The 25,052-nt window shown below is 31.9% G+C and carries 19 protein-coding genes; 14 read left to right on the top strand and 5 right to left on the bottom strand.

Annotated elements, in window-relative coordinates; genetic code table 11:
- Positions 1 to 139: 139 nt before the first annotated feature.
- The 3 genes from AAGU07_RS13360 (at position 140) to AAGU07_RS13350 (ending at position 7,719) form a co-directional block, all read left to right on the top strand.
- Positions 140 to 2,359 carry a transglutaminase domain-containing protein gene (locus tag AAGU07_RS13360; protein ID WP_342459600.1) on the top strand — a complete coding sequence of 740 codons (2,220 nt, stop codon included), beginning with the start codon at positions 140 to 142 and terminating at the stop codon, positions 2,357 to 2,359.
- A 907-nt stretch (positions 2,360 to 3,266) separates the two neighbouring features.
- Complete coding sequence (locus AAGU07_RS13355) at positions 3,267 to 4,151, top strand: transglutaminase-like domain-containing protein (RefSeq protein WP_342459599.1); 885 nt, start codon at positions 3,267 to 3,269, stop codon at positions 4,149 to 4,151.
- Positions 4,152 to 4,998: 847 nt separating this feature from the next.
- Positions 4,999 to 7,719: a pseudomurein-binding repeat-containing protein gene (locus AAGU07_RS13350; RefSeq protein ID WP_342459598.1), complete on the top strand. Its 2,721-nt coding sequence runs from the start codon at positions 4,999 to 5,001 to the stop codon at positions 7,717 to 7,719.
- 92 nt (positions 7,720 to 7,811) lie between these two features.
- Here AAGU07_RS13350 and AAGU07_RS13345 read toward each other — a convergent pair whose 3' ends face one another.
- The gene (locus AAGU07_RS13345; RefSeq protein ID WP_176720232.1) at positions 7,812 to 8,270 is read right to left on the bottom strand and encodes an adenylyltransferase/cytidyltransferase family protein; all 459 of its coding nucleotides are present in this window, start codon (positions 8,268 to 8,270) and stop codon (positions 7,812 to 7,814) included.
- A 130-nt stretch (positions 8,271 to 8,400) separates the two neighbouring features.
- Here AAGU07_RS13345 and AAGU07_RS13340 point away from each other — a divergent pair, with 130 nt between their 5' ends.
- Positions 8,401 to 9,639 carry a putative PEP-binding protein gene (locus tag AAGU07_RS13340; RefSeq protein WP_342459597.1) on the top strand — a complete coding sequence of 413 codons (1,239 nt, stop codon included), beginning with the start codon at positions 8,401 to 8,403 and terminating at the stop codon, positions 9,637 to 9,639.
- 382 nt (positions 9,640 to 10,021) lie between these two features.
- On the opposite strand, the gene hisA is transcribed toward AAGU07_RS13340, so the two are convergent.
- Positions 10,022 to 10,741, bottom strand: coding sequence for a 1-(5-phosphoribosyl)-5-[(5-phosphoribosylamino)methylideneamino]imidazole-4-carboxamide isomerase (gene hisA, locus AAGU07_RS13335; RefSeq protein WP_342459596.1), 720 nt, complete (start codon positions 10,739 to 10,741; stop codon positions 10,022 to 10,024).
- 211 nt (positions 10,742 to 10,952) lie between these two features.
- Positions 10,953 to 11,183, bottom strand: a complete 231-nt coding sequence (locus AAGU07_RS13330; RefSeq protein ID WP_342459595.1) for a hypothetical protein — start codon at positions 11,181 to 11,183, stop codon at positions 10,953 to 10,955.
- A gap of 286 nt (positions 11,184 to 11,469) precedes the next feature.
- On the opposite strand from AAGU07_RS13330, the gene AAGU07_RS13325 reads away from it, so the two are divergent.
- From AAGU07_RS13325 to AAGU07_RS13290, 8 genes are all read left to right on the top strand, one after another.
- Positions 11,470 to 11,889 carry a hypothetical protein gene (locus AAGU07_RS13325; RefSeq protein WP_342459594.1) on the top strand — a complete coding sequence of 140 codons (420 nt, stop codon included), beginning with the start codon at positions 11,470 to 11,472 and terminating at the stop codon, positions 11,887 to 11,889.
- A 295-nt stretch (positions 11,890 to 12,184) separates the two neighbouring features.
- Positions 12,185 to 12,991, top strand: a complete 807-nt coding sequence (gene truA, locus AAGU07_RS13320; RefSeq protein WP_342459593.1) for a tRNA pseudouridine(38-40) synthase TruA — start codon at positions 12,185 to 12,187, stop codon at positions 12,989 to 12,991.
- A 317-nt stretch (positions 12,992 to 13,308) separates the two neighbouring features.
- Complete coding sequence (locus AAGU07_RS13315; RefSeq protein ID WP_342459592.1) at positions 13,309 to 14,478, top strand: NDP-sugar synthase; 1,170 nt, start codon at positions 13,309 to 13,311, stop codon at positions 14,476 to 14,478.
- A 130-nt stretch (positions 14,479 to 14,608) separates the two neighbouring features.
- On the top strand, positions 14,609 to 15,904 hold the full coding sequence (locus tag AAGU07_RS13310) for a phosphomannomutase (RefSeq protein ID WP_342459591.1): 1,296 nt from the start codon (positions 14,609 to 14,611) through the stop codon (positions 15,902 to 15,904).
- Between the two features lie 41 nt (positions 15,905 to 15,945).
- On the top strand, positions 15,946 to 16,275 hold the full coding sequence (locus AAGU07_RS13305) for a Rieske (2Fe-2S) protein (RefSeq protein WP_342459590.1): 330 nt from the start codon (positions 15,946 to 15,948) through the stop codon (positions 16,273 to 16,275).
- A gap of 189 nt (positions 16,276 to 16,464) precedes the next feature.
- Complete coding sequence (locus AAGU07_RS13300) at positions 16,465 to 17,847, top strand: hypothetical protein (RefSeq protein ID WP_342459589.1); 1,383 nt, start codon at positions 16,465 to 16,467, stop codon at positions 17,845 to 17,847.
- A gap of 560 nt (positions 17,848 to 18,407) precedes the next feature.
- Entirely contained in the window at positions 18,408 to 19,529 is a 1,122-nt protein-coding gene (locus tag AAGU07_RS13295) for a M20/M25/M40 family metallo-hydrolase (RefSeq protein WP_342459588.1), read from the top strand.
- 6 nt (positions 19,530 to 19,535) lie between these two features.
- The gene (locus AAGU07_RS13290; protein WP_342459587.1) at positions 19,536 to 19,658 is read left to right on the top strand and encodes a hypothetical protein; all 123 of its coding nucleotides are present in this window, start codon (positions 19,536 to 19,538) and stop codon (positions 19,656 to 19,658) included.
- A 190-nt stretch (positions 19,659 to 19,848) separates the two neighbouring features.
- Here AAGU07_RS13290 and rsgA read toward each other — a convergent pair whose 3' ends face one another.
- Positions 19,849 to 20,898 carry a ribosome small subunit-dependent GTPase A gene (gene rsgA / locus AAGU07_RS13285; RefSeq protein ID WP_342459586.1) on the bottom strand — a complete coding sequence of 350 codons (1,050 nt, stop codon included), beginning with the start codon at positions 20,896 to 20,898 and terminating at the stop codon, positions 19,849 to 19,851.
- Between the two features lie 658 nt (positions 20,899 to 21,556).
- Between rsgA and AAGU07_RS13280 the strand changes: the two genes are divergently transcribed.
- A complete protein-coding gene (locus tag AAGU07_RS13280) occupies positions 21,557 to 22,954 on the top strand; it encodes a DUF460 domain-containing protein (RefSeq protein WP_342459849.1) in 1,398 nt (465 codons plus the stop codon).
- 59 nt (positions 22,955 to 23,013) lie between these two features.
- On the opposite strand, the gene AAGU07_RS13275 is transcribed toward AAGU07_RS13280, so the two are convergent.
- Positions 23,014 to 23,295 (bottom strand): DUF5654 family protein, encoded by a 282-nt coding sequence (locus AAGU07_RS13275; protein ID WP_342459585.1) that lies wholly within the window; start codon positions 23,293 to 23,295, stop codon positions 23,014 to 23,016.
- 762 nt (positions 23,296 to 24,057) lie between these two features.
- Between AAGU07_RS13275 and AAGU07_RS13270 the strand changes: the two genes are divergently transcribed.
- The gene (locus AAGU07_RS13270) at positions 24,058 to 24,837 is read left to right on the top strand and encodes a CPBP family intramembrane glutamic endopeptidase (RefSeq protein WP_342459584.1); all 780 of its coding nucleotides are present in this window, start codon (positions 24,058 to 24,060) and stop codon (positions 24,835 to 24,837) included.
- The last annotated feature ends 215 nt before the right edge of the window (positions 24,838 to 25,052 follow it).

The raw sequence follows: 25,052 nt of genomic DNA, 5'->3' as shown, positions 1-25,052 counted from the left end.
TAAAAATAAGTACTAGGAGCATACCGCTTGAAATTTTAAATCAAAAGTTTTATATGTTCAAAGCAACAACTTTTTAATTGTCAATAACTCCAAATCGGTGTTGATCTGACATCTGGAAAAAACTGGGAGGCAATATAAAATGAAGCGACTTTTGTTGCTTACAGTGTTGCTCCTTTTTGTTGCAGCGCTGTTTAATGTAACTAATATATATGCCGCCACAGAATATTCGCAGATTACAGATAATTACCTAAACACCAGTTTAATTCAAGAAAATATAACAAATAATACTTCAAATAATTTGACTATTCAAAATACAACAGAATCTGTAAATAAAACAGCATCTGTTAATAACACAGTACAAAACCAAAGCTTACTAAAAAATGCATCGAATTCAAGCGATAGCAGAATGAAAACAAATAACAGTAATATAACAAACGTTCAAAATTCTACTGACGCCGCAGGAGCTGAATTATATAAAAATGTTCGCGGGATATGGCTAAAAGCCGAAGATGTGAACAAATTGAATATAAGTGAAATTAAAAAAGCAGGAATTACAGATATATTCATCAAATCGAACTTATTATCTGCTCCTTCGTATAAAAACGTGTTAACAGCTCTTTTAAACAAGCTTAAAGGCACAAGTTTTAGGGTTCATGCATGGATAACATGCTTTAAGGATGCAAATGGTAATTGGATCGATCCTCAGGGAAAATACAGTTATAAAGTAAAAGTTCCTGATAAAAAAATTAAATACAAGGTTTGGTACAAATCTTGGTACAAATACAATGGTAAATGGAAATATAAATGGAAATATTACTATAAGTACAAATACACGTACAAATATCAAACAAAATATGGATACAACACATCTAAAATAGATTCATTGATCTCTTCAATTTCAAAAATAGTTAAAAATTATAATATAGACGGAATCAATCTCGACTATATTAGATATCCAGGTAATGCCTATAAAAGTTCAGGTTCAACCGCAGCAATAACATCTTTCGTTCAAAAAGTGTATAAAACTGTAAAATCGATTAAACCGAAAGTAGCAGTTTCGGCAGAGTTAATGCCTGAAGGAAAAATGAACGCATATTATTATGGGCAGAACTATACTCAACTTGCAAAATACCTTGATTTCATGGTTCCAATGCTTTATAAAGGCAACTATGGATACAACAGTTCAACAGGTACTAGTAGTAATGGAAAAAGTGGTACAAACTGGATAGGCTCAACTGTGAAATATATAGTTAGTCAGGCTAACGGAACACCGGTTATAGCTGGCCTTCAGACGTACCGTTCAGATAAAAATGTAAAAGTAATACCAGCGAGCGAATTACAGGGCGACATTAAAGCAGCTGGGGATAATGGAGCATCAGGATACGCATTGTTTAGGTACGGGCTAATAGATAGTAAATTATATACAAGTCAAAACAGTACTGGCACTCAGATTAAGTTCACAATGGACCAAATTCAAGATGCTGCAGCCAGAGTCAAAGCATATATTGAAACCAATCATGTCCTTCCAAATTATGTGACAATTGGTACAACTCAGGTTAAAATGCCTGATATGTTAAGATTAATGACTGCAAGTCTTTTACAATTAAACAGCGGAACAAAGACACCCATAACACTGAAAAGTACTAGTTCACCAGTAAAGTCTACTGGAGATACAATAGATGGGATAATAAATAAAGCAGGATATCTAAAGATTGCACAGAATATCAAGTCCTTTATTGAAACAAATGGTATTGCACCAAATTATGCAACAAGTTCTTTGGGAAAGATACAGTATGAATCTGCCATTTACATGTATTCAAAGATATTGAACTTTTACAAGACAAACAAATATTTACCTGTATATGTAACAATGACTCCATGGATATGGAACGATTTACCATCCGAAATGCAGAAATACCTGCAACCAACCAATAATTGTCAATCAAACGACCCTAAAATTAAATCACTTGCATCATCACTTACAAAAGGTATAACTTCGACCTATGATAGAGGCGAAAAGATCTTTAACTGGGTAAGGGATAACTTGGGCTATTCCTTTTACTACAATACCAGATACGGGGCAGTAGGCACATTAAATGCAAAGACAGGAAATTGTGTCGACACTTCGCATCTTATGATAGCACTGGCAAGAGCAGCGGGAATTCCAGCAAGATACGTACACGGTTATTGTAAGTTTTCAAGTGGTACTATATATGGGCACGTCTGGGCGCAGTTATATATAAATGGTAAATGGTATGATGCAGATGGAATAAGCATCAGAAATTCACTTGGTGAAATAAATAACTGGGACAAAAATAAATCGACAATAGAAGGCACCTATTCGGAGCTGCCTTTCTAAGTCCACTCAAAAACTTTCAGATCATAGATTTGAAAGTTTTTGGGCATTTTTGTTTTAGATAGTGTTTATTTTTGTTTAATTTTCTTTTTAAATGTTGAAAAAATACGTTGTATTTTTGAACATAAAAAATCAAAGATTTTTAAATGTTGAAAAAATACGTTGTATTTTTGAACAAAAAATTTTTAATGCTTTAAATCTTTAAATACAAAATTAACATGAGTTTAAATTTACCAAATATTTAATACTATAAAATGCTTTTTTATTATTAACAATATACATTAATGGTTTAAAACCATATTTGGTATATTTTATTAACTTTCCTTAAATTATGTCATATTTCCAATTGTATTTGGGTAAAGTGTTAAATTTCTATAAACTTTAATTTTAATATTTAGTCAAATAATTAAGTTTTTAATATAATTAGTTATTACATATAAAAAATCTAAAATATTCTGATAATAAATTGTGGCAATTAAATGGCAATTTGGGGAGTATATTCTCGTCTTATAATGATTTAATTGCTTAAGATAATGGTCATAATGGTGTGTTCTAAATAATATAATTAATTTATTCTATTTGGTACATATATGCCAGTTACATGGCATTAATATTTCATTAGTTTAATTTTCTTTCTAATTTCACTTAGGGTGTATTTTGAATGTGATCGAGCTTGAACTTAAATGCATGATCTTTCATTGATTTTATGAAAACCATTTAGAATGGTTTAAATCAAAATTGGGCTTTTAAGAATGGTTTGTTTAAACTTTTTTACCAAAACGTTTATAAGGTATGAAGTCAAACTAGTGGCAACCCTGAGAAAAACTCTAATGGATTTTTTGCATGATGGGTAATTGGAGGCGGTAGAATTACGAGGAAACTGTTATTTGCAGTTTTATTAGTGGCAAGTATGTCGCTAATTGGTATTGCTGGCGTAAGCGCAGCAAATATTGGAACTGCTACAACACAGACTGGTAATCACCATACTGTGCAAAAAGATATAAATTTACATGATAAATATATAAATATTCTAAAAAAACCGATCAAAACGCAAAAAAAGGTCGTTAAAAAGTCTAAAACAGTTAAAAAGACTGCTAACACTACAAACAATATTACACAATTTGTGAACAAAAATAAAACAGTGACTTCATCCAGTAAAAATTCAGTGAAGGCAAAAAATAATACAGTAACAAAATCAGTTCCTAAGTATGCAGGGGAAAAACCTATGTATGCATATGGGCATAAAAAGAAGGTAAGATATGCCCACAAATGGTACAGATATCATGGTAAATGGTACAGATACCACGGTAAGGTTCACAAATATAAAAGACATCATACCTACAGGCACCACAGTAAAACTCATAGATATCATAGACATTCAAGTGCAAACAGTGCAAGCATAAAATCATTAGCTCATTCACTTTCAAGAGGTACACATTCACAGTACCAGAAAGGGGCTAAAGTATTTAATTGGGTAAGGAACCATTTAAGCTACAAATTCTATTATAATACTAGATATGGGGCAAATGGTGCATTAAAATATAGAACAGGTAACTGTGCTGATCAGGCACATTTAGTCGTTGCACTTGCAAGGTCATCTGGATTACATGCAAGGTACGTGGCTGCTAAAGCTCACTTTAGAAGTGGACACTGGTATGGTCATGTATGGGCTCAAATTAAAGCTAACGGTAGATGGTACACAGCTGACCCAACCAGTAACCGTAATTCATTTGGAGTTGCAAGAAACTGGAATGCAGCACATATCAAAGGTATTTACAGTAACTTACCATTTTAAATATATTTAAAAACTCAAACATCATATGTTTGAGTTTTTTTTATCTTATTTTTAAACTAATTAACAGATTTAAATTCTTTTAGGGGAATACATTTTACATATAAGTGGACGTAAATTGTTGATTAAATAAATTGGAATTTTTTAAATAAATTCAACTTAAATCAACTGGCACCCTATCAGTAAATATTTTAACATGATAATTAACAGATTTTTAATATTTTTACTAGTTTTACTGTCATTATATTCATATAAAATTAGCAAAAATTATGCTAAAATTAATGGGAAGCAAATAATAACTTTTATTTTATTATTATATCTAAATATGGCAATTAATGTAAATTTTGCTTTTAATAGGATTGTAGTATTATTATTGGGTTAGTATTATGATTAGAATTATGTATTAATTAAATTAGTATTCTTTTTCAGGTATAATAATTGTTTAAGACACCTGATTTATGGTAATAGTAAATTAGATATACACGTGCGGTGCTGATTAATTAAATTTGTTTTTAAAAAACATTGCACACTTAAAATATCTGTTTACATTACTTAGTTAGATATGCCTACTTAAAAAGCTCAATAATCCCTTAAAAATGATAATAGGATTTTATAAATTTGTTTAAAATGATTTTTAACTTTAAATACCTACCAATGAACTTTTAATTTATAAAAGTATAAACCCATTATAATTTCCTCTGATCTGTATTTTAAATAAGCTCTTAAAATGTTTTAAACTCTAAAAAGAGCGTTTTGAATGCCTTTTTTTCAATTTAAAATCCAAAGCTTTAAATATTATATTTCCCTATCTCCCTTTGTAAATGAATAACCTCAATGGTTTATTTACAATTTGGAAACAATAGGGGGCGGTATTATCAAGCGACACTCGTTGCTTGTAATGTTAATTATCTGCATCATGGCTATGTCTACCATTGGTAGTTCGTATGCCACTGCAGATAATCAGCAATCAGCGGAAACTACTGCAGATTCCGCTTTAAATAATAACACAACAGTTAATCAAAACCCAGTTGAAACTGTTAAAAATAACCAAACAGGGATCCAAAATAGGGTTCAAAGTACTTCATTAACAGGAAATACAGGAAACAGTACAACACAAACTCTACAGGCTCAAAACACTACAAATTCTACATCGAATATAAGTTCAAACAGCCAAAATTCAATAAATGCATTAACAAATACACAAAACGCAGTACAAACTGCAGAGACTAACGATCAAAATTCAGTAAATACATCTCCAACAAATTCAGCAAACAATACAACTATTCAACAACTAGCTACTGAAAATCAAGGATTTTCTAATCCGCAAATAGAAAATTTGCAAGCTTTAGAAAATCAAGGATTTTCTAATCCGCAAATAGAAAATTTGCAGGCAGCAGCAGGAACCACTTACACCAATGTTCACGGCATCTGGCTTAGAGCCGAAGATGCAGGAAACATTACTGTAAGTGAACTAAAAAAAGCAAATATTACAGATATATTCGTAAAAGCAAATTTAATCTCAGCACCAACTTATTCCAGCGTGTTATCGGGTATTATAACAAAATTCAAGAATTCTGGAATAAGAATTCATGCATGGATCACCTGTTTCCAGGATGCAAATGGTAAATGGATTAATCCAGCAAATACTACTCAGCAAACAACCTTGTTGAATGCAATTAAAAAGATCGTAACCAATTACAGCGTAGATGGTATCTTTCTGGATTACGTAAGGTATTCGGGAGTAGGAAGCAACACCGCAGGTACAAGTGGAACCAAAACAATAACATCATTCGTTCAAAAAGTCTATAACGCCGTTAAATCGATAAAACCTAAAGCAGCTGTTTCAGCAACAGTAATGCCTGAAGGAACAACAAATGCAAACACTTATGGACAGAACTATACACAACTTTCCAAATATCTTGATTTCCTTGTTCCAATGATCTATAAAGGAAATTACGGTCAAAACACCACGTGGATTGGAACGGCAACAAAATACATAGTTAATAATGCAGGTGGAAAGCCAGTAATTGTGGGACTTCAGTCTTATATTTCAGACTATGATACAACACCATTAAGTGCTGGTGAATTGAATGCAGACATTAAATCAGCATTAAGTAATGGGGCATCGGGATATGCACTTTACAGATATGGATTAATCAGTAAAGATTTCATAGCTCCACCGAGCTTCAATACAAGTGACATTCAAAGTGCTGCAGCGAAAGTAAAGGCATACATTGAAACTAATCACAAACTGCCGAATTATGTAACAATTGGTACCGCCCAGGTTACAATGCCTGCATTTTTGAAACTAATGGTTAAAGGGTTACTCCAGATAAACAGCAAAATAACAACACCAATAACACTTAAGACAGTAAATAATCCTCAAAATTCAACAGGATCATTTACTAAAGGAAATATAAACAAAACAAGCTACATGGATATTGCACAGAGAATCAATTCTTTCATAGATTCAAACGGTCTTGCACCAAACTATGCAACAACTGGCCTTGGAAAAGTTCAGTATGAACAGTTAGTGTACATGTTCTCTAAAATATTGAACTACTACAACACAAACAAGGCTTTACCAAGCTATGTTTCAATGGATCCTGGTGTTAAGGTTTCACCACCATCAGATAGTGATATTCAAACCACACAGGTATTTACATTAGACCAGATCAAAAGTGCGGCAACAAGCGTCAAATCTTATATAGAATCCAATCATGATTTGCCGAATTATGTAACAGTTGGTTCAGTACAGGTTAAAATGACAGACTTCTTACGTTTGTTACTTATAGGTACAATCGAAGTAAATGATGGATCAAATGCTCAGATATCACTTAAAACAGTAAATGCAGCAGCAACACCAAGTGAAAGCATTAAAAGTGGAAACATAACTAAAGCCAATTATGTGGATCTTGCAAATAGGGTCAAAGCATTCATAGATGCAAATGGGGTTTTACCAAACCATGCAACAACTACTCTTGGTGAAATTGGATATCAATCTTTGATTTACATGTATTCAAAGATACTGGCATATGACAGTACAAACAAGGCTTTACCAAATTATGTTTCAGTAAGTCCTTGGAGTGCAGTTTCAACAGTGCCTATACCATCTGATTTACAGCAGTATCTTAAGGAAACAAAAAACTGTCAGGTGACTAATTCACAGATTCAAACACTGGCAAAATCAATAACAAGCGGTAAATCTTCTACCTACGATAAAGCGGTAGCAATTTTCAACTGGGTAAGGGACAATATAGGTTATTCCTTCTATTATAACACCAAATATGGGGCGGTAGGTACATTGAATGCCAAAACCGGAAATTGTGTGGATACCGCACACTTGTTAATATCTCTTGAAAGGGCTGCAGGAATTCCTGCACGATATGAGCATGTTAAAGCTCAATTTACAAGTGGTACCTGGTACGGACACGTCATCGCTCAAGTATGGGTGAACGGTAAATGGTACAATGCAGATGGAACCAGTTCCAAGAACACTTTCGGTGTTATCAATAATTGGAATACTGCAACAGCAACATATTACGGTACATATGCGGAATTGCCTTTCTAGGCAAAGCATATGTTTTTTTTTAAAATAATTCTAATTACAACTGTTTAATGAATTTAAAATTAAAATAATCATTTAATTAATATTAAGTTGATTCATGGTCCGTTTTTAAAAATTTTTTCGTCAAATTCCATTTCTTTGATCTTTTTAATTATTTTGCATGAACTGTCGAGTGGAGATTTTTTATAGCTTGTAACTTTTACAACGTCTACATTGATATTCCTTTCTTTGAGCTGTTCTTTAAGTTTTCGAAGATCAAAATCCTGATCAGGACCTATAACAATTATATCTGGTTTTATTTCTTCAACAATTTTGAACATATCGCTAGTATGGCCTAAATAAGCTTCATCAACAGGTTTTAACATTTTAACAACTTCTAACCTTTGATTTTCACCCACAACAGGCACTCTTTTCCTTGCCCTTACAGTAGAATCCCTTGCAATAACTACTACAAGCTTTGCATCATCCCCTCCTAGTTTTTTTGCCTCTTCAAGATAATATCCGTGTCCTGGATGAATTATATCAAATGTCCCTGTTGCCATCACTGTTTTCATTTCTTCACCTTGTTTTTCTTTAAATAAATTATGATATGAATTAACATTAAATAAATTATGCTTCCTATATTGGTTCCTAATTCTTTATATAATGTAAATATATTTGTGTAATAAAGATATATCTTTTAATATGAAACTATTGAAAGGAATAGGTACAAGTTCCTATGTTGGAGTTGGGAAAGTACGAAAAATTGAAACTGACCGTGATATTTTACAGATCAAAGAAGGTGAAATTGTAGTGGTTTCAAAAGCTTCAAGAGACATGCTCCAACATCTTCAAAAGGCTGGTGGAGTTATAACGGATTATGGGGGAATTACCAGCCACGTTGCGATTGTACTTAGGGAAATGAGGGTTCCATGTATCGTTGGAACTGGAAATGCAACTGAAATTCTTGAAAATGGGATGATAGTAACTGTTGATGGTAAAACTGGAAATGTTTATGGGGGTTTTATGGAAATTGAAGGTGAAGAAGAACTTTTTGATATCTATAATCCTGCAACAAAAATTAAAGTTAATTTAAATGTCCCTGAGATTGCAGAAAGTGCTGCACTTTATTCAGACGGTGTCGGTTCCATAAGGATTGAAAATATGATGGTACGGACACTAAAACACCCCTATAAACTTTTAGAGGATGGAGAATTGGTAGATGTTATTGTCAGCGGAGTGAGAAAAATTGCAGATGCATTCTATCCAAAACCGGTGTGGTTTAGAACATTTGACATACCCACTGATGAATTGAAACGGTTAAGGGGTGGAGAAGCGGAACCTTATGAAAAAAATCCTCTTTTAGGTCTTAGAGGCATACAAAAAGATTTAAATAGGGTAGATATATTAATGGCTGAATTTCAGGCAATTAAATATCTTTTAGATGATGGTTATGATAATATAGGGCTTAAAATTCCATTTGTGAGAGATATTAGTGAGTATATTTTATCAAAGAAAATTTTAAAAGACGTTAAATTAAGGCCGCATAAAGATATTGATGTGGGGGTCTCTGTTGAAACACCATCGGTGGTTTTTACATTTGATGAGTTTTTAAAGGAAGGAATTGATTTTATGTCTCTTGGTATGAGTGATCTGGCTATGTGCTCACTGGCTGTTGATAGGAGAAGTGTTAAAGTTGCCAAACTCTTCAATATCATGCATCCTGCTGTTTTGAAAATGGTAAAAATGGTAATTGCAAAATGCAATAGATATGGTATAGAAAGCAGCGTGTCTGGACATGCTGGAGGAGACCCTGAAATTGTTAAAAAACTCATTAAGTTCGGAATAAGCAGTATTTCTACAAATCCGGATCAGGTGCTTAAAATACGAAAAACTGTTTATAATGTTGAAAATGAGATTATAAAGCGTGGATTTACTTCATAAAAATTAATTTATTTAAATTCATTATTTGGTTAGTGCTATACTGTATCCTACATAAAAGCTCTGTTAACTTAATTGATAATTTTTGAATATATTATGCTTAGATAGATCAGTATTTTAAGTTAATACATGCTATATTCTGTGTTATATTTTTGTACACATTATATCATTGGCAATTCAAAGAATTTAAAAAATCAGAGATTTGATGGCATTCAAAAAATTTCATTTTTTAACATCCCTAGACGACAGTTTCGAGGGCTGTCGAAATTTATAATTTCGACGCCACAAAAATTCCATTTCATGGAATTTTTTAAGGCTGTAAAAACTAAAGTTTTGACGCCACGATATTCTATTTTTTTTATAGAATATCAATGGCCTTTCAAATTCAGGATTTTGAGGTCAATAGAGCTTCTTTAAAGTCAATTTTTCCTTTATACAATGCAGAACCTATTACCACACCATATGCATCTGTAAGGCTCAGTTTTTTGATATCATCTATTGAAGTAACTCCTCCTGAGTAAATAATGGGTATATTCACTGCATCTAACAATTCAATTAATGGGGCAGTGTCAAATCCATTAAGAAGACCTTCATAGTCTACATTAGTAAATAAAATACCTCCGGCTCCCTGTTTTTCAAATATTTTTGCAAATTCAGGTGCACTTTTTTCGGTTTTTTCGGTCCAGCCTTTTACCACAACTTTGGAATCTTTACTGTCCAGGGCAATTATTATTCTCTCACTACCAAATTCACCAGAAAGTTCTGCAACGTTTTCGGGATTTTCTATTGCCATAGTACCTAAAATGACTTTATCCACACCCATTTTAAGTAATTCCGCAGCATCTTCTTTTGTCCTTATACCTCCTCCGAGCTGAACTGGAATTGAGACTGCATTTATGATCTCTTTTATTACATCGACATTCTTTTCTTTATCTCCGAAGGCACCATCTAAATTAATAATGTGCAAAATACTGGCGCCTTTTTTTTCCCATTCCTTCGCAACTTCAGCAGGGTTTTCAATGACTACCTGTTCAGTTCCAGGCTTCCCTTGAACTAATTGAACACATTTTCCATCTTTAATATCCACGGCAGGAATTATTAACATATTACTCCTCTTTACATGTTTAAATAAAAATATGATATATTGTAGTTTATAATGTTTTTAGAAGATAATAATAATGATCTAATATATACTTTTAAAATAGCCTTGATATCTAAATAAACAATATATAAATTATGATTAAATTTATTATTGAAAATTTGCCTCTTAAGAGGCCAAGGGAGTTAATTTTACCCTTGTTTACAAAAATTACAATTTATTTTGAACTATTTCTGACTGCAATTCTACTTGTTACCATAGTTTTTGCAGATAAAAGCTTTTTATCTTTTTTATCGCTTTTTTCAATTTCAGACTCTATTTTTTGAAGTAGAGACTCTAAATCATCAGATTTGCAATGATTAACTTCTTCTATGATGTCTTTATATCTATTTTCATCTTTTTTATTTTTATGAGTACTTTGGTTTTTAAATAGTCCCATTTCGTTCATACCTCTATATTTTTTACAATGACTCTGTTTGTTTCATTAAGTATTTAGATTTTTTTGTACGGAGGCATGAGATGTAATGGTAAAAATAAATTAGTATTTATCCATGTAAATATTGACATTAAAGTAATATCAGTTATTTAATTTAATTTTTTTATTATGCAGATTTATACTATCTAAATTGTAGTAAATTTTATAAATTTATTATCACAAATAATAAGCAGAGATATTATATTTTAATAATTGATGGATTAGGTGGAGTATGGAATTAACTTAAAGGGGGATTAATATGAAATCTGTGGAAATAACTGGAAATATGGATTCTAAAAGGAAATTATTAATGGGTTTGTTCTGGACTAACCGTAAGGGTGTAAGAAGTGAAGGCTGTGCTCCATTTTTAATTGAAAAGATCGAAACGGAAAATAATACATATACTCCTGATGAGGGTAAATTTCTTAAATTATCTGATGATATTTTAAATGATATTTTGGAAAATATAGACGATAAAAAAGAAGTTAAATTTGATATTAAGCTTGGGGAAGAAGACATTAAAGCTTCATTTAAAGATAATGTGTTTTCTGTAGATACAACTAAGACTAAAGACCTTGAAGATGAAATAATCGAAAAGATAGGGCAAGAAGAAAAAAGAAAATATCCAAATATCTGTTTTTCATTCCCACCACGTGTTGGAATTCGTAAATATCCTTAATTAATTTTTTTTACTTATTTTAATAGCATTAAATTTCTAATGTTCTTAAATTGCTTTTTAAATTAAGTGATTTTCTATTTTATAGAATAGATATAGGGGATATCATAAGGTTTGTATTAATTATAAGTAAATACAATTTTTAAATAAAGACAAAATCATGATCTATTCTTTTCAATAATTCTGTCTAATTACAAGATCAATTTTTATTGGATAAATATAACTGATTATGAGAATAATTTTTTGTTGTATCTTGATACATATATTAAATTAAATAGAACGTTATCTAGGTGAAACAATGAGGAAAGTAGCTTTAAAAGTAGCGTATATAGGAACCGACTTTCATGGATTTCAAAGACAGCCTGATTTTAAAACAGTAGAGGGCGAACTTATAGATGCTTTAAAGAATGCTAATTTAATAGATAATCTAAAAGATTCAGGATATGCAATAGCTGGTAGAACTGATAGGGGAGTCCACGCCCTGGGTAATGTAGTTTCATTTAGAACTGAGGAAGATGTCATAATAAACCAGATCAATGATTTTTTACCTAAAGACATACGAATTTTAGCCAAAGCAGGAGTACGTTTTGGATTTAAGCCAAGGTTTGCAAAATACAGACATTACAGGTATACTATTGTAAATAATGATGATCTTAACTTAGATAAAATTAGAGAGGCATCTAAAATTTTTCAAGGCAACCACGATTTTTCTAATTTCTCAAAAAGAAGTGAAAGAAATCCTGTAAGGAAAGTAGATAATGTGGAAATAAATGTAAATGATAACCTTTTAATAATTGATGTAATTGGGGAAAGTTTTCTATGGAATATGGTTCGAAAAATAGCAACTACCCTTTTTCTGGTTGGAAATAGCGAACTGAGTATAGAAAAGCTTCAAACATTTTTTGATCCATCAACTACTGCTGCTATTACACCCATGCCTCCAGAAGGGCTTATTCTTATGGATACAATTTATGAAGGAGTGGCCTTCAAATATGATGAATATGCAAAAAGCAAGTTCTTATCTGCACTTATGGATGAATATACATATAATCAGACTATTGCTGCTGCAGAAAAGATCATGATGGATGAATTAATTGGCCATTAATCAATTAAGTTATTACTCTTAATTATAATTTATCCAGAAATTATTGTTTATTAAAAAATGTTATAAATCATTTTAATTTTAATATTATACTTATTTTAGGCTTAAAAGTAAATAATATTATTTAACATATTTTTTTTATCTAAATGTGTATTATTATGCTCTTAATATTGTTAATTCAATAAAATATGAAGATTTATAATGATCAAACTTGCTTAACAAAAAACGAGATTATAAAAGCTATTATTGTACAATAAACTATATTTTCCTTTTATTTTGAAATACGATAATTATTTAAGTGTTTAACTAGAATAATAATAATGGGTGATATTATAAGAACAATAATGATGGCTGGCGGAAAAGGGACAAGATTACGACCCCTAACATTAATAAGGCCTAAACCAATGATACCGTTGGTAAATAAGCCTATTATAGAATATACTGTTAATAAGTTGAAAAAATCTGGATTTAATGATATTATAATGACTTTGAATTATATGTCAACAAATATTAAAAAATATTTTAAAGACGGTTCTGAGTTTGGTATGGATATAAGATATTCGGTTGAAAAATGGCCTCTTGGAACTGGAGGAAGTGTTAAAAAAGCAGAAAAGTATATAGATGATACTTTCATGGTTGTAAGTGGGGATGTGCTCACTGATGTTGACTTTAAAGATGTTGTAAGGTACCATAAAGAAAAAGGGGCAGTTGCAACAATGGTACTAACTGAAGTTGAAGATCCCACCCATTTTGGAATAGCAGTAATGGATAGGGACCATAAAATAACTGAATACCTTGAAAAACCATCTCCAGAAGAGGCATTCAGTAACGTTGCAAATACTGGAATTTACATTTTTGAGCCTGAGATATTCGATTTTTTTGATGATAAAGAAAAAGAAGTTGATTTCTCAAAGGATATTTTTCCTGAAGTAATAAAACAGGATGCAGGAATATATGGGTACGTATTCGATGGATACTGGAACGATATTGGCAGGCCTGAAACATATCTTGAAGCTACCTATGATATTTTAGACCAGAAAACAGATCAGAACTTCTATAAAACAAAAATGGAAGAGAGTATTGGAAAAATAGGAAATATTTGGGTTGGAGAAAATGTTTTTATAGATGAAAAAGCCAGGATAGAGGGTCCTGTAGTAATTGGAAACAACTGTACAATTGAGGAAGGATGTAAAATATCCAGGGGAAGCGTAATAGGAGATAATGTCTCAATTGGAAAGGATGTAAATATCGATGGGGCAGTTCTTTTCCCAAACAGCATAATTGAAGATAATTCTTTCTTAAATGGATGTATAATAGATACTAAATGTTTGATTGATAAAAACACCGTTGTAGAAAATGGGGTTGTAACTGGAAGCCTGGTTGAAATTGGAAGAAACAGTATCGTGCGCTCTTCACGTTCTATAACTAATAATATGAAAATTGTACCGAATTCCATAATTGATTCAGATTATGTGCTGGAGGCCAAATAGTCTACTAGATAATTTACATAAAACAAAAAAAACTCTTTTAAAATTAGAGGGTCCTTTATTTAAGGATAATAACTCCCTCATTCAAATTATCTAAATGAATTATATGGATAAAATTTCTTTGGAGATTAAAATGTCATTATATATAAATGAAATTAGGGGAGTTGTAAATTCTGAGATAACCAATGAGTTTGCATCAAATTTGGGTAATATAATTGGAAATTTTGTTAGATCTGGAAAAAAAGTGATAGTTGGACGTGATATAAATGATCCATCTCAAATGATCAAGCGGTCCATAACTGCAGGTATACTGGCAGCAGGGATCGATGTAATTGATTTTGGTGTTGCACCTATACCTACTGTTCACTATGGTGCAGATCTATATGATACAGACGTTTTTGTTACTGTAACTGCCTCCCACATGAACCCTGAAGAAATAGATATTAAAGTCTTCAGCAATCATGAAATACCATTAACTCAAAGGCATGCTGAGAAGGTATCATGGGATAAAGTGGGCCAGCTTTCATATGTGCATGATTATGTTGATAAATACTTAAATGCAGTGTTAAAAAATACAGAAAAGAAGGTTATAAGCAGCAGGGCACCTAAAGTGGTTATAGACTGTGCAAATGGTTCAGCGGTACAGTTTTTACCTGAGATTTTAAGCAGGTTAGGCTGTGATGTCATACTATTCGGATGCCGGCCCACCAATGTAAGTACTAAAAAATTTGCAGAACCAACTCCTGAAAGTGTCTCTCTGGTTTCAAATCTTGTAAATGCCGTAGGCGCAGATATGGGAATTGCAATGGATAATGACGGAGATAGAGTAATTTTCATTGATGAAAAAGGAAATATAATAAGGGACCAAACTGTACTTGCAATACTTGCAAGGGAAGCTTTAATTGAAAATCCGGAAGGAACAATCGTATCATCAGTTACAGCCTCAATGTCTCTGGATGAAATAGTATCAGATCACGGCAGTAAACTCATAAAAGCACCAATGGATTGTGTTTTAGATGAAATAATAAAAAATAAGGCAGTATTCGGTGGAGATGATTCTGGAATGTATGTATTTCCGCAGTTCCAGGAATGCTTTGATGCAATTTTTGCTGCTGTCAAAATGTTAGAAATAGTTTGCAAGCATAATAAAACATTCTCTACTCTAGTTAATGAAATACCAGAGTATCCAAGAACTGTTTTTTCTGTAGACTGCGAACATGATGAAAAGCAGAAGGTTTTAGAGAATTTAGAAGAAAATTTAAAAGACATAGGTGAGATTGATACCACTGAAGGAATTAAAATGCAGGAAGAAGATTCTTTTGTTCTTGTACGTCCTTCCAGGTTTGAGCCACTGCTTCGAGTTTACGTTGAGGCTAAATCTTCAGGTAAACTGCAGAAGTTGAGCCATGATATAAATAAAATGATGTAATGGTTGATTAAATATTTTTTAATTTAAATAAGGTGACTTTAATGGAAAAAGTATGTAGTGTTTCAGATGTTCCAGAGGGGACTATGAGGGGGGTCACTGTTAAGTTCAGGTATCTTCTTCTAGCAAATTTAGGTGGAAAATTTTATGCTATGGATGCTGTGTGTCCCCATATGGGCGGATATCTTCCTATTGGCAAGTTTGAAAACGGCATTGTAACCTGTCCAGTGCACGGCTCCCAGTACGATGTTAAAACTGGAAAACTCGTTAAAGACGTCTCTGGCTTTTTGAAGATTCTTACCGGCGGCGGGTCGCGTGATTTGAACAGTTATGACGTTGAAGTAGAGGACGGGTCTGTTTTTGTTAAGTTTTAAATTGTAGAATGAATTATAAAACGTATACCAAGTCTAATGATGGATTTAAATTTGTTTGACGTTTAAAAATAATGGATTTTGAGGGATTTTTCGGAGCCCTCGAAACTCCTTGAAATATTCACATTATGCCATAAAAACATGGCAAGCCCCAGATATTGAAAAAGCGTTACAAATGCTATATGTGGGAAAATGAAAAGAGAGGAAGTTAAAAAGTTAATGTACGAACGGTTTATTGAACCTACAAAACTAAAAAACGATGTTTTTGTGGGAGTAGAACTTGAATTACCTATTATCAACTTAAATAAAACGGCAGTGGATTTAAAACTGGTCCATGAATTAACTGTAAAATTTAAAAACTACTTCGATTTCAAAGTAAAAGCCAGAGATGAAAATGATGTAATCTGTGCCCTTGAAGATCAGGTGACTGGTGACATTTATACTTTTGATTGTTCGTATAACAACCTTGAAATCTCATTTGGAAAAGAAAAAAATTTATACCCGGTTAAAGAGCGGTTTGAAGAATATTATAAATTTATTCAGGATATATTGAATAAAGGAAATCATACTTTAACTGGATTGGGTATTAATCCTTATAGAAAATACAACAAACGTCTTCCTGTGCCTAATGGGAGGTACAGAATGCTGTATCATTATCTATGTTTATATAAAAGGTATGAGGATGAAATAAGCTTTCATGACATGCCTGAATTTGGTATGTTTACGAGTGCATCACAGACCCATGTAGACGTTAATTTTGATAAGTTAATACCTGCCTTAAGTGCATTTTCCAAGCTTGAGCCAATAAAAGCTATTCTTTTTTCTAACTCTGTGTTAAACGGAGAAAACATGGAACTGGCCTGCAGCCGCGATATGCTGTGGGAAGACAGTATGCATGGGTATAATAAGAAAAACATTGGAATGTTCGATACCCTACCTCAAAGTATTGGAGAACTTCTTGAATATTTGCTCAGTACAAGCATATACTGTACGAAACAGGAAGGGAAGTACATTAACTTCAAACCTACCGTAGTAACTGAATTTTTCAAAAAAGAGAAAATAAATGGAGAATACTTTGAAGATGGAAAATATCATGAAATAACCTTTAAACCAAATAAAGGAGACTTTAATTATTTTAGGCCTTTTAAATTTGTAGATTTAACTTTTAGAGGCACACTAGAATTTAGATCAGTTTGTTGTCAGCCAATTAATGAAACAATGACTGCCCATGCATTTCACATGGGACTTATAAATCAGGTAGATGAAATAAATCAAATTTTAGATGAGGATACAGTCCTATTTAATAAGCCATATTCTTTAACTGAGCTGCGGAAAATCTTTGCAAAATCTTATTTTCCAGAATTTGTAGAAAAAAGTGAACTTAAAAAGCTTTTAATTAAAATTCTTGATTTGGCATCAGAAAGTCTAAAAGAAAGGGGAAACAAAGAGGAAAAACTATTAAATCCATTGTATAAGCGAGCAAAATCCTTAGAAAACCCTGCTCAAAGACTGATAAAACACCTGAATTCTGGAGGGAAAATAGAAGATTTAATCTATGAATATAGGAAGCTCTAGTTCATATAATTTAATTTTATTGACTTGTTTTCAATGACATATCGCCTGTATTCTGGCTGATATTATATATGATGATTTAGTTGATAGATGGTTTAATTAACTTTTTTTCATTTAAATAACGTAACGTGTCATCCGATATTTAATGTGCGGTACTTTAATTCATGTTGATAACTTTATTAAAATGATTTAGTTTGTTTTTATTTAAATGGTATGTATTTTTGGTTGATATTTATAGCTTAATTAAAATGATTTAGCTTGCTTTTTTTACTTAAATGACATATTATATGCACTTCAGTTGACATTTAATGTATGGAGGTGTTCTAGTTGATATTGATAGCTTAATTAAAACGTTTTAATTTATTTTTACTTAAATGACACATGTATCTGAAGACTATTATATATTAGGGTGTTCTATTATGATTTTTAATGGCATAAATTAGATATATGATTGGTTAAACTGCTTAAATTAATTATTAATTTTAATTTATAAACAAATGAAAAAATTTAAATTCACTGCAGTAACATTTTACTTAAAAACTTAAACATTTTTTAAGTAACAGGTGAAAATTTTGGATAAACAGCGATTACTAGATACATTTTCAGATTTAGTTTCAATTTACAGCCCCTCCCTTTCAGAAAGACTTGTTTGCGATTATTTAAGTTCTAAGCTTATTAAATTAGGATTTAGCCTTCATGAAGATTTAGTGGGTGAAAATATTGGGGGAAACAGTGGGAACTTATATGGATTTTTACAGGGGGATGAATCTTTAGAACCCTTGCTTTTTTGTGCACACATGGATACAGTAGAACCTGCCAAAGGAAAAAAAGCCGTATTTCACGATGATGGGTCAATTACATCAAATGGGGACACTATTTTGGGATGCGACGCATTATCTGGAGTATCTGCCATTATAGAAGCGGTTACAGCAATAAAAGAAGAGAACATAAATCACCGCCCTATAGAAGTATTATTTTGCGTTGCAGAAGAGGTATACGGTCTTGGATCGAAGTATTTTGACTATTCTATGATAAAATCAAAAGAATCATACACCCTTGATTTATCTGGAGAAGTTGGGGAAGCTGCTTATAAAGCGCCGTCACTCCTTACCTTCGATATAATTGTAAAGGGAAAGTCGGCCCATTCCAATTTTAAGTGCAAGGAAAATGTTAATGCGATAATGGTTGCTGCAAAGGCACTTGCCCAAATAAAAACAGGCAAGGTTGATGAAAACTCTACATGCAACATAGGACTTATTCAAGGGGGACGTGCCCCAAACATTGTCCCGGATTTGTGTGCTGTTAAAGGAGAAATAAGAAGTTACTCCCATGATGAGACTTTTAGATTGTTAGATGAAGTCGTAGAAATATTTTCTAAAATAACTGAAGAACAGGGGGCCAAAATGGAAGTTGCACACGAACTCCGCATAAGCGCATATGAAACACCGTTAAACCACTCTGTTATAAAAAGGTTTCAAAATGTATGTGAAAAATTAGACATTCCCTGCAAACTATGCCCCACACTCGGCGGCAGTGATAACAACAACATAGAACAGCACGGCATAAATGGACTTGTTTTAGCAGCAGCTATGAATGGCTGCCATTCATGCGAAGAATGCACTTCTGTTTCTGAACTTGAGAAGATAACAGAAATTACAATGGAATTGATGAAGGGTGAGATTTGAAAAAATATGATGGGTTGTGAAGTTAATTGGAGCTCAGAGTCATCCTTAAGATTATGGTTCCTTAAAGAAAGAAAAAATGGAATTGAAGAAGCTATAAAAATGATTTTAAATATTCAAAGTTGTAAATAACGATATTTATATTTCTTTTTCCTGATTTTCATTTTTTACTGGAATTGGATAAAATTATAATCATATACAATTCTTAATAAAATTTCGTTAAACTCGACTATATTTAGCCACATGGTCGCTATATCTGATTTGTAGTGACTTGACCAATCTAAAATGAGCAGGAAAAGATAGGATATTCAATACAATCTTTTCATTTCCTGGTTTTTTTAATCTCTTTGGCCATTTTTTTTATATTTTTCCATTTCTTTTTTTCTGCAAGTTTAGGGTTCTTTTTCCTTTCAACAGCTTGCATTTCTCTTTGTAATTTCCTGTAACTTTCTAATCTTTTATTTGACAGTGTTCCGTCTTTTATTGCTTTTCTTACGGCACATCCAGGTTCGGTTTCATGCAAGCAATCCGAAAATTTACACTGCATCTCAAGTTCTACAATATCACTGAAAAGATCAATCAATCCTTTTCCAGCATCCCATAACTGCAGTTCCCTCATTCCGGGATTGTCTATAATTAAACCGCCGTTTTCTAAAAGGATTATTTCTCTTTCAGTTGTGACATGTCTTCCTCTGCTGTCTTTTTCCCTGATTTCACCGACATTTTGTCTTTCATAACCTTCAAGAATATTGATAAGTGTAGATTTACCCACACCGGAAGATCCTAAAAGTGTCACTGTTTCACCGTCTTTAAGATAAGGTGATAGTTGATCTATGCCTTTATTTTCTATAGAACTAATAGCAACTACATTTGTATTAGGTGAAATCTCTTGAACGTCTCTTATTTTACTATCAACATCTTCACAAAGATCTGATTTACTTAGAACCACTACTGGCTCTATTTTGCTTTCATTGGCGATAGCAATGTATCGTTCTATCCTTCTTAAGTTAAAATCTTTGTTTAATGAGGTAACTATGAAAACAGTGTCAATATTTGTGACAATTATCTGTTCTTCGGTAGCATTCCCCGTTCCTTTCCTGGAAAATTTGTTTTTTCGAGGTAGAATTACCTGTATAACAGCAGAACCTATTTCCTCTTTTGATATGGCTACCCAATCACCTACTGCGGGAAGTTCTCCATTTTGGCGTAAATTACCCGAAACTTTTGCGCGAACCTCTTCCTCTTTAGTATACACTTTATAACCGTTTTTATATGCAGTTGAGACCCTTGCTGGTTCATATAACCCTGCATACTCCCTAAAATGTTTACCAAAAAAGGCATTCCATCCTAATTTCTTTAATAAATTATTCAATTTAATATCTCCATTTTATTAATATGGCAGTGTTCAGCTTTTTAAATCCTGGTTCTGATACTTAATTTTTCACTGAATTAGGAATTGTTCATAAGTATATAAGTATCATGCGTTTTTTAGTAAATAGAAAAAGTTAGATAATATTAGGTGGGGTTTCAGGATATTTTAAAGGTTATATAGATTCATATTTCATTAAATTAGACTATATTTAGCTATATATTGAAGTATGAGTGGGTTTAACGAAGTAAATTTTTCATTGATTGAAGAATTTTTTAGTTGGATTAAAGTTGCTTTTGTAAACTAATAGGAATGTCTTATTTAATATATTAGAATTAAATATGAAATTTCGTGGTAAATTGAGTAAAATGACTGTATATGGCCATATAAAAATTTGATCTAAATAAACACATTCAATTTTCCTAAATTATAATCTTTGTAGAAATCATTATATTTGGGGTTTTAGTCTCTATTTTGTGAATTAATTTGCTTAAATACGGGATTTATAATTTTTTCATGGTTTTCTACAGAGTCAAATTTTAATAAATAAATATAAATTGTATTAACCCCTATTATTAATCAAAAGAGCAATATTTAAAATATTGTATTTATCTTATAATCTGTATTTAAAGCGTGAAACAGGTATTTAGGAGGAAATTCCCTGGTTTATAAGAACGTAGATAAAACAGAAGAAATTGAAAACTCGAACTTATTTTTAAATTCTAAATCATCACAGGAAAGACAAAAGTGGCTTATTGTAGGTTTTGATCCAGGATTAACTGTGGGAATAGCTATTTTAGATCTCTCTGGAAATGTAATTGCAACAAAGAGTTGCAAGGAAATGGCCAGAGCTGAAGTAATAAAATTTATTATAGGTCATGGAAAAACTGTTTTAATAGCTACTGATGTTTATCCAGTCCCTAAAAATGTTAGGAAGCTTGCATCAACACTTAACTCTAAAATTTATTCTCCAAGCAAAACATTCACTGTCAGCTCCAAGACAGAACTTGTAGACAGCTACCTCAATGAAATATCGTCTGATAATTACCCTGCAAATGCCCATGAAAGGGATGCCCTGGCTGCTGCAATTAAAACATACAAGCATTATCAAAAAAAGCTCCAGCAGATTGAAAGGCGTACTGAAAAATTGGGTTTAACCCCTGAAGAAGTGGATGAAGTTAAAAGCATGGTCATCAGGGACCGTCCAATTACTTCTGCAATAGACGATGTTTTAAAAATTCCTGAAGGTAAGGATGATCTGGAAGTTCAGATTGAAGAAATGGAAAATAATATTGGATCTATAGATGAAGAAAAGCTCAGGGCTATTGAAGAATCTGCAAAGAAACTTAAACAAAAAATAAAGTCTCAAGAAAGGCAGATGGCTTATTTAAAGAAGAAAAATAAGCTCCTTAAAAAGGACGTCAGGCATTACAAAAAGAAGACTTCCAAACTTGAAGATAAAATAGAAAAATTACATTATGAGTATTCAAAAGATATCCTGCGTAAAAAAGAGATATCTTCGAAAGTATCCCTTATAAAAGGGCTTCAGGAGAAGTATACTCAAGAAAGGGCGCTTAGGGAAAAACTTGAAGAGAACCTGCGCTCCATGAAAGAGATAAGGGTGATGGAGCTGTCTGAAAAAGCAGTCCCTGTAAAGATCATAGAATCATTCACCCGTGAAAAAATCAAAGAGGCTGTGAATTACTGGACTATTAAAAAGGGAGACGTGGTCCTTTTATCAAGCTCTGAAGGTGGGGGCTCACAAACCGCTTCAATGCTGATTAACATGGGTATAAAAGCGGCAATATTTGTGGATAAAATGTCACACCCTGCAGAAGAAGAATTTGAAAAGAATATGGTACCAGTACTGGATGCAAATAAGATTGATCTTGAGATGATTGACGAATTTGCAGTTATAGATAAAGATATTCTAGATGATGAGATTGAAAACTGGAAAACACGTGTGAAAACCAGACAGAATAAAGAAGAGAAAAGACAGCTCTTAAAAATGATAGATGAATACCGGGCTCAAAGAAGAAGGCCGTCAAATGGTGATTAAGTTCATTTATAGTTATTGAATTATTTTAATTTAATACAGTTAAAAGAAAAAAAGATAGTTTATTTTTCAGTTGTATCTTCTACGATTCTTACATTCTGTACTGTAGGTTCAGTAGGTATTGCTCTTGCAATCAGGAGTGTTGCAATTACTGCAATTATTGTTATTAAAACTGCATAAATGAGTAATCCTGTAACTCCATTCCCTGTTTTGAAAAATTCTGCTATTATGGCCTTTATAGCATCATTCCATGCTAAAGCAGCAATTAATCCAAATGCGGTCGTTACTAATGTGGCTATTGTATTCATAACCTTACTTTTCATATTATTTGCACTTTTTTTCATTAATATCTCCCCCTTTTGATTTAAATTACAGTATAATTGAATATGTATGAAACTAATCAAATAAGTTATGATCTTAATTATATTTTTTAAATCTTGATTATGGATATTGAAAAATTAATTTTTAATAATTATAAAAACTAAAATGTTAGGTTAGCTCATTTTAAATTCATTTTGTTCAAAATATGTCTACTGCTATTAAAACTTAAAATAAGGATACACTTAAAAAAATTCCCACTATTAGGGCTTTTTATTTAATTTAAATATTATATTCAACCGTATCATTTTTAATAATTATTATTAAAATTCTTATTAAGTAATTATGTAAATATTACATTTGGATTAGCTTATTAAGATAGAATATTAATTTATTTAGGGATAGGTACTATAATATTTTCTATTTTTTTATAATAGCAAATTATGACATTATTAAAATTAAATTTAATTTTACCGACTTATGGATAATTAGAATTTGCAGGTAATAAATGGAATTCCAGAATAAAAACCTTTTAAAAAACTTTTATAAATAAAAATAAGTCTTTTTGGATGGAATAAGCAAATATAAAATAATGGCAATGGATTTATTTGAAATAAATCTCAATTATTTCACGAAAATGCCATTTGTTCTAGTAATAATTCTGGGAGTACCATTGTATGTTTTGGTGAAGATGAGATTTTTTGTAAATCGGAGTGATTATTTGAGAGGTTGCTCTGGGTTTTTGTCTTTCACAATATATTTAAATATGATTTTAGGTGGTGTCAAAAATGAAAAATGTTTACAAAACGGGTTTAATTGGATATGTTTTGGTGATGATTTTTAGTGTACTTACACCAGTAATATTTAATAATGAACAACTTCAAGCGTTTGTAATATTCCCTATAATTTTAGTTTTAGCCTATTGGACTAAAATGAATGGTAAAGAGTTGGGTTTGGAGTTTGGAAGTTTAAGAGATTATATGTGGGCTATTTTGTATCCAGTAAGTATTTGTTCAGTGATTATTGTCATTGCATTGGCAACTGGGAATATTAATGGAATTCAATACTTTGATGGAACAGCTGGAAAAATTGCTTATCTTTTCCTGTATACACTTATATTAGCATTTGCCACTGAAGAAGGCTTTTTCAGAGGATGGCTTTTTGGAATACTGGAACGGGGCAAGATAAATCTTAAATGGATTCTTTTACTCACGGCGTTAGCATTTGCTTCTTGGCATTTACCTTTATTCTTCCTGAGCGCATCGTTCACGATGAGTATGCTTCCTATATACATTACTGGTGGGGTTATTGGAGGGCTGACCTTTGGACTCTTACGGTACATTTCAGGTTCTATAATTGTATCATCATTCTCCCATGCTCTCTGGAATACATTAGTTTATATTCTATTTGGTTTCGGCAGTACTGTTGGTATTTTGGGAATTCAAATGACTAACATATTTAGCCCTGAAAGTGGTTTGTTAGGATTGGCTTTTGGTTTAGTGTTCCTGGTTATTTTATGGTTCTGGGCCTCTAAAAAAATAGGTTTCAGTTATCCAACAGAAAAATAGCCCAAACCAAAGAATGTTTTTAATTAATGATCCTGGACTTTCTTGCAATGTCCAGGACAATTTATATTAATGGTCCAATTTAAAACTGTTTTTATGTTTATTTATATTTGGATGAATTAATTGAGTAAGCAAGTCTAATGTGGTACATAAACGTGAAATAATCCGAATTAAAATATAAATGAGGTAAAAATTATAATAAAGTGCAATCTAAGGCT

Source organism: Methanobacterium sp. (genome assembly GCF_038562635.1).
In the GTDB taxonomy this organism is placed as follows: Archaea; Methanobacteriota; Methanobacteria; order Methanobacteriales; family Methanobacteriaceae; genus Methanobacterium_D.
The sequence above is the reverse complement of the archived record's forward strand: the minus strand, read 5'-3'. Positions and strand labels throughout refer to the sequence as shown.